Source organism: Pedobacter sp. (genome assembly GCF_035566355.1).
Taxonomy (GTDB): Bacteria; Bacteroidota; Bacteroidia; order Sphingobacteriales; family Sphingobacteriaceae; genus Pedobacter.
The window spans coordinates 1-5670 of sequence record NZ_DATMRL010000184.1; the positions used below are offsets into that span (position 1 = coordinate 1).

The following is a 5670-nucleotide window of genomic DNA, read 5'->3' on the forward strand; positions in this document are numbered from 1 at the left end:
TATATGTCCTGTTCTTCCTTTGTCATCTTTGTATAATCCGCTATATTATATAGTTTCTCAAAAATCGTCTTTCGTAAATGTGGCGGCATATCATCCATATCGCTTAAGTGCTTTAAGGAGTACAGCCACTTGTCCAGATCAGATTCCAATTCATTACTGGTCTTAACAAAGTTACTCATTTAACAAATATATCATTTGTTAGACGGTATTAATTAACGACCTCAGAGTTCCAATTGATTTCGTCTAAAACCTGCCCCCTAATCAGGAAAAGACACATTAATTTTTGCTTTTCATTTTCTTTAGCCACAAAGCCACAGTCCAGACAACAGAAATACCAAACAAAATAAAAAGCGGAACATAATAGCTTTCAAAGAAATTATGGAAGTAACTACCTATAATCACATAGATGCTGGCAATACAAAGTTTAAACGGAATAAATTCTTTATTTGCCCAAACGGTTTTTGCATTTAGAAAGTTCATATTTTGGGTTTATAATTTTTACCATTACTAAAGATATCGAACTTTATAGGATTTGATCAGTAAAACTGTCGATTTCGACTTTAGGTAACCTAATTACTTTTTTCCTGCCCTATCTTTACCAATTTCCCACCTCAGGGTATAGGCAGCAGCAATCCCATGTTTAAATATATAATTCTAGATAACAAAACCATCATACAAATATCCAAAAAAGTGTAGCTTCCTTTTAATAATAGATTATTGAATAAAAAGTGGATATTGTGTTACCATGAAGAAAGAAGTTTTATCGAAGGAAGCGAAGGCTATTGAGCTTGATAAGTATAAGGCGCTATTGATAGCAACCCTAGACTATTGTTTAGAAAACCCCTCTTTTCATATTGTAACCTCGGACTTTGATTCCCGGCAATATTATATTAATCTAAAGGTACAAGTAGAGGAAAACTATGTCAAGGGTAGGCTTACTAGATTAAAACAGTGGTTTCGTGATCTAACTGAACGGTTCGTTGAAACTAAGGATTCTAAATTTAATGATTACTTGAAGGTAAGAACCAAATCTGACATTAATATCTTCAGTGCTTACTATATACGGATTGATAAGATTATAGATAGCGGTAAAATTGCTAATGATAATCAGTTCCATGATATCAATAATATGGTGGATTATTTATGCCAGACAACTCCCGTAAATGAGGAAAGAATAGCAGTAATGAATAGACTACTGACGGACTACGAAAAACGCAAGATGCTACAACAGAAATGGCGAGCATCAAGTAAGTGAACTAGTGGCGGTAATTTCCCAAACTGCCAACTTACAGAACAACCGGCAAGGCAAACAATAAAATGACCACAAAATCAGGCTTAGACATTCATAAGAAATTATACGGACTTGACCACTTAAGAGCATTAGCGATTATAGTAGTTTTCTTTTATCATTATTTTATAGTTACTCGTGGACAACCGGAATGGTTACCAGATGTAGCTTCGTTCGGTTGGACAGGCGTTGACTTGTTTTTTGTGTTGAGTGGTTTTTTAATCTCTTCTCAAATTTTCTATCAAGTCAAACAAGAACAAACTATTTCATTTAAAATCTTTTTTATTAAACGATTCTTTAGGATAGTTCCTGCGTTTTTGGTAACAGTTGGACTTTATTTTTGCTTTCCATTTTTCAGGGAAAGAGAAGCACTGCCACCACTCTGGAAGGTTTTAACTTTTACTCAAAATATTGGGCTTGATGTAAAGGATTTTGGAACCTTTTCTCACGCTTGGTCTTTATGTGTAGAAGAACATTTTTATTTGTTTTTTCCTATAGTTTTAATTTTCTTACAAAAAGAAAAACTATTTGCTAAATCATATTGGCTATTAATAGCGCTGTTTTTATTTGGTTTTGGAATTAGACTTTATTGTTATAAATACTTGTATCTACCTAAAATTGAAGATGATTACAGTTGGATGTATTGGCACAAATACATTTATTATCCAACGTATAGCCGTCTAGACGGACTTTTAGTTGGCATTTCGCTTGCAGGTATTTATGTTTTCTTGCCAAAATTTTATAGTAAAATTTCACAATATGGAAATCAGTTTATTCTACTAAGTTTATGTGTTTTGACAAGTGCCTACTTATTATGTGAAGACCAACAAACATTTAGCGCTTCCATTTTTGGTTTTCCATTGGTCGCACTTGGCTTTGGATTTATAGTTTTAGGCTCAATTAGCCCGACAAGCTTTTTGTATAAGTGGAATTCAAAAACTACCACGTTTATTGCAAACCTTTCCTTTGCAATCTATTTGACACATAAAGGTATAATTCACGTAACACACAAATTATTGGATCAATTTAAGATAGAAAGTAATATAATGCTCATAATTTGTATAATAACCTGCATATTGGCAGCATATTTACTACACTTGATAGTAGAGAAACCATTTATGAAATTACGAAGTATAATCATAAAAGGGAAACTAAAACCTGCCGCCAACATTGGTACTGCTCCTATATAAACCGTTAATTCAACTCATATTACAAATTAGAGGTTTATAAACCCTTATACAAAGTGGACGCAACCGCTTTCAACAATTCCGGACTAATTCGTTCTTTAAAGTTGGGTTCGATGTATTCAAAACGGATTTCCCCATTCTTATTCAGGATAAATACTGAAGGTACGGGTAAAAGCATATCTGTATTTTTTTCGGCTGTAGTTTTGACCAGCATTTTACGATAGGCTTCTGGTGCTTTAAATGCGATACCTAATTGTTTGGCAAAATTCAGATCATCGTCGGAAAGCAAGGTATAACTCAGTTTCTCTTTTTCTGCACTCTCTTTTAGGTTATCGGGTTTATCCGTGCTAACAGCGATGATCTGATACCCCGTCTTTCTCAACTCTTCTTCTATTTCTTGTAATCCTGATAATTGCAGATTACAATACGGGCACCATCCGCCACGATAAAAAATCAATATAGTGGGTTTAGCGCTAACCGCTTTATTCAGATCAAAAACATGACCAATAGCGTCTGTCAATTTAACTTGTGGAATCTTCTCACCTATAAGTAGCGGGCTTATATCTTCTGCTTTTTCAGGGTAAATTTCCTGGGCTTTCGCCTCATCAACACCCATCATGGTGACAAATGCAAGTGCAATACCTGTTATGAAATATTTAAAGTTCATTTATATTAAATTTAGTTTTAAAGGTTGAAATATTGTTTCCGGTATGTTGTTTAAAAAACCGGCTGAAATGTGCGGGACTAGTAAAGCCCAGGGAATATGCTATTTCTTTTGCCGATTTATCAGTGTATTGAAGATACCGCTTGGCTTCAAGAATAACCCTGTCTTTTATCAATCTGGAGGGTGCACCTACGCCCAACAATGCAAAAAGATTTGAAAGTGTTTTGGGCGACTTATTTAAGGCTTGTGCGTAGAACTGCACTTCATGTTCATTTTTATAATGACCTTCCAGCAACAGATTAAACATACGAACCAAATCCAATTTTTCATCAGACAGTTCTGGATTGTTACAAGCCTTCCTGGCGATGCGGGTAATACTGATGATAAGACGTTTGAGCATGGTACGAAGCATTTCTCCCTGCATCCGGTCTATTGTTTTCATATCTGCAATACATAACTTTTCAATTATTTCAATTTCCAATTTGTCTAAACTGGAAAGGAGTGTAAAAAGTGGTTGCCTTGTACCATAAAAAATAAAGCCAACACATCCAACCTCTGCATCGTGGTCTACAATACAATAAAACTCCCTGTTAAACTGCCAGGCAGTTAGCTGCTCAGGTTGTTCAAATACAAAGTGCTGATTGGCCATAAGAGTCAGGATCGTATTGCTTTCCAGAATATAGGGTACCTCATCGATCATTACCTTTTGAGGAGCATTCTTATTGTAAACAATACTATTGATCGTGCTGCTTTTTAAAATACCATCTCCTTTTAGACCGGGGCTTTCTCTTTGCATGGTGAGAAAGCCTCCGGTCTTTTTATCTTCAAATAATAGTTCCATTTTTTGAGTGATGATAAGTTATAATATTTACAGTAAATGTAACACTAAAATGCATCCTGCGCCGAAACTGCCATTTTTCAATTGCACTGGTTATTTATTGATGGTAACTTTTATGATTTGGTTAATTGCCGGAAGTGTGGTATACATATTAGGATTGGGTACCTCGTTTATAGCTTTACTTTCTGCAGGGGCTGTACCGCTCGCTCCAGGAAACAAATCAAGTGCGGTACCGTTATCGTACAAAGCAATGGAAGAAGACACATCACCTGTTGCCGCAGCATCAATACCATTGCCCTTGGTTGCAAAGAACCAGTCCTTACTAAATCCATACATGGTGGCAATCGCTATGCGGTCTCCGGTAGCAAGTGTAAGCTGTTGTGTAACTTTACCTCCGCCAGTAGTTCCAATTTTAGGTAACAATACTGTAGTTGTAGGTTCTTTAAGAACATACACATTTTTTACTCCTGGTTTTGTACGAAGGGCCTGGGCTAAAATATCCGCATTACCCATCTGCGCAAGGTTTTTCAGTCCTTCTCCACGATCGTTCTCTCCGGTTTTATAAAATGGATTTTCATTACCACTATATACGACCACCAATACCGGAGAAAGAGGCGTAAAAATACCCGTAATACCGGCAAGGTAGGTATTCAAAACAGCGTTATCTCCCATTTCGGCAATATTGGTGAGTCCATTGGCAGTTGGCTGTCCTTTGGTGTAAATAGGCATGGCATTTTGAAGGTTGCCACCTACATTGTATGAAATTGCCCACACACCTGGGCTTAAAGGAGTTGCATTAGCTGTTCCCCCAGAGTTATTCATTAATGTAATCGTGAATTTTGAATTGCCATCATAAGCGAGGCTCGCTTTTACCAACTGCGACGCAGATAGGTAGGTATTACCTTGTGCATCAGTTCCTGTTATTTCGGTAATATTTTTTGATGTTGCCTCAGCTGTACCGGGATGGGATACGGCAATGCCTGGTACCTGGTTGATACGTGTACCATTGTCCCATAGTTTTATTTGAGAGGACACATCTCCTGTAATAGGCTTACCTGCATCATCGTATAACTTGATCCCGGGGTTTTCCGGAGCAAAGAACAGATCATTACTCCATCCGTACATAGTGGCAAAACTAAGAAACTGACCAGGTCCTGCATAAAAACTAAAACTTACAGATTGGCCAGGTAAAATTACTGGAGGAGTACCAGTCCCTTTAAAGGTTCCCGATTGGACTAATGGTTTGCTTTCTAAGACATTTTCTATAGTAATGCCTTTAGATTGTGTGGAAACCATTTGATCATCTTTCTTAGTGCAAGAAGTAAAGGATACCAATACAGAGGTGGCCAATACCAATACGCCACTCATTTTTCTAATTATTAAGTTTTTCATTGTATTCAGTTTTATTATGATTTTATAACCTAAATGACAATACAAACCTAGCCGTATTAGAAAGTTGCGGCAATATCTCTACTTCCCGTTGAGTTGACTATATTTCCCGAATGCCGATGTTTAACCTGTGTCTTTACAGTGAACGGGCCAGTTTCCTATCAAGGCGACAGGTTATATGAATGTTTCATAGGGATATATAGGCGATTAATTTGTGGTGATTCTAACCTATTAAGAAATAGCCCCGGAGATCCGGGGCTACCGCTCTTATTGATGAAACCTTTTAAAAGCATTAATGAGAACT

General features: G+C 36.7%; 7 protein-coding genes. 2 read left to right on the plus strand and 5 right to left on the minus strand.

Translation table 11 applies throughout. The annotated features are described in order from the left end of the window. Both VNZ46_RS07245 and VNZ46_RS07250 read right to left on the minus strand, forming a co-directional pair. Window positions 1-179, minus strand: a 179-nt coding sequence (locus tag VNZ46_RS07245; protein ID WP_325559417.1) for a PD-(D/E)XK nuclease family transposase, incomplete at its 3' end; no start/stop codon positions are given. Between the two features lie 97 nt (window positions 180-276). Then, complete coding sequence (locus VNZ46_RS07250; RefSeq protein ID WP_325559411.1) at window positions 277-480, minus strand: hypothetical protein; 204 nt, start codon at window positions 478-480, stop codon at window positions 277-279. A 265-nt stretch (window positions 481-745) separates the two neighbouring features. Here VNZ46_RS07250 and VNZ46_RS07255 point away from each other — a divergent pair, with 265 nt between their 5' ends. Further along, window positions 746-1255 carry a hypothetical protein gene (locus tag VNZ46_RS07255; protein WP_325559412.1) on the plus strand — a complete coding sequence of 170 codons (510 nt, stop codon included), beginning with the start codon at window positions 746-748 and terminating at the stop codon, window positions 1253-1255. 62 nt (window positions 1256-1317) lie between these two features. After that, window positions 1318-2478: an acyltransferase gene (locus VNZ46_RS07260; RefSeq protein ID WP_325559413.1), complete on the plus strand. Its 1161-nt coding sequence runs from the start codon at window positions 1318-1320 to the stop codon at window positions 2476-2478. Between the two features lie 34 nt (window positions 2479-2512). Here the strand turns inward: VNZ46_RS07260 and VNZ46_RS07265 are convergent, their stop codons facing one another. The 3 genes from VNZ46_RS07265 to VNZ46_RS07275 all read right to left on the minus strand — a co-directional run bounded on the left by VNZ46_RS07265 (window position 2513) and on the right by VNZ46_RS07275 (window position 5369). After that, window positions 2513-3142, minus strand: coding sequence for a peroxiredoxin family protein (locus VNZ46_RS07265; RefSeq protein WP_325559414.1), 630 nt, complete (start codon window positions 3140-3142; stop codon window positions 2513-2515). Next, window positions 3132-3980: a helix-turn-helix domain-containing protein gene (locus VNZ46_RS07270; RefSeq protein WP_325559415.1), complete on the minus strand. Its 849-nt coding sequence runs from the start codon at window positions 3978-3980 to the stop codon at window positions 3132-3134. Before VNZ46_RS07270 ends, VNZ46_RS07265 begins: the two co-directional genes overlap by 11 nt. 90 nt (window positions 3981-4070) lie before the next feature. Next, window positions 4071-5369, minus strand: coding sequence for a spondin domain-containing protein (locus VNZ46_RS07275; RefSeq protein WP_325559416.1), 1299 nt, complete (start codon window positions 5367-5369; stop codon window positions 4071-4073). Window positions 5370-5670 lie beyond the last annotated feature (301 nt).

What these genes read in the sequence shown, in the direction of transcription:
- VNZ46_RS07275 (WP_325559416.1), bottom strand. Translation starts at nt 5,369, where the DNA reads ATGAAAAACTTAATAATTAGAAAAATGAGTGGCGTATTGGTATTGGCC.
- VNZ46_RS07250 (WP_325559411.1), bottom strand. Translation starts at nt 480, where the DNA reads ATGAACTTTCTAAATGCAAAAACCGTTTGGGCAAATAAAGAATTTATT.
- VNZ46_RS07265 (WP_325559414.1), bottom strand. Translation starts at nt 3,142, where the DNA reads ATGAACTTTAAATATTTCATAACAGGTATTGCACTTGCATTTGTCACC.
- VNZ46_RS07255 (WP_325559412.1), top strand. Translation starts at nt 746, where the DNA reads ATGAAGAAAGAAGTTTTATCGAAGGAAGCGAAGGCTATTGAGCTTGAT.
- VNZ46_RS07270 (WP_325559415.1), bottom strand. Translation starts at nt 3,980, where the DNA reads ATGGAACTATTATTTGAAGATAAAAAGACCGGAGGCTTTCTCACCATG.
- VNZ46_RS07260 (WP_325559413.1), top strand. Translation starts at nt 1,318, where the DNA reads ATGACCACAAAATCAGGCTTAGACATTCATAAGAAATTATACGGACTT.